Below are 515 nucleotides of genomic sequence, written 5' to 3'. Positions count from 1 at the left end.
CAGGCGGCTTCATCGAGCGTGTCGAGATACTCGCGCACCGAGCGCCGTGTCCGGCCGAGATCGTCCCAGTCGACAGGCTCTGAGGCCTCCGCAGAGCGCTGCTTGTTGGCATCGGCCCTGATCAGGCTGGCGTCGACGGCAAAGCCTTCGCCGCCGACAAGCCCTTCCGTGATGCAGCACCGGACGGTCGCCTCGAACAACTCCCTCAGAAGGTCGCTCTCACGGAAGCGACCATGCCGGTTCTTCGAGAAGGTCGAGTGATCGGGCACGTCGCCTTCGAGCCCGAGCCGGCAGAACCAACGATAGGCGAGATTCAGGTGAACCTCTTCGCACAGGCGGCGCTCGGAGCGGATGCCGAAGCAGTAGCCGATGAGCAGCATCCGGATCATCAGTTCCGGATCGATCGAGGGCCGTCCCGTCTCGCTGTAGAAGGGACGCAGATGCCCGCGGATCTCCGAGAGATCGACGAACCGGTCGATGGTGCGGACCCAATGGTCGGCCGGGATGTGACGCTC

Annotated in this window: 1 pseudogene (running past one end of the window); it reads right to left on the bottom strand. The window is 64.5% G+C overall.

Annotation, left to right across the window (positions count from 1 at the left end):
• Positions 1-515 (bottom strand): annotated as a pseudogene (locus tag J0H39_25670) (transposase); it reaches 318 nt to the left of the window's first position.

This window comes from Alphaproteobacteria bacterium (assembly GCA_017308135.1).
Lineage (GTDB): Bacteria > Pseudomonadota > Alphaproteobacteria > CACIAM-22H2 > CACIAM-22H2 > Tagaea.
Note: the sequence above shows the minus strand (reverse complement) of the source record. Positions and strands in the feature narration are given on the sequence as shown.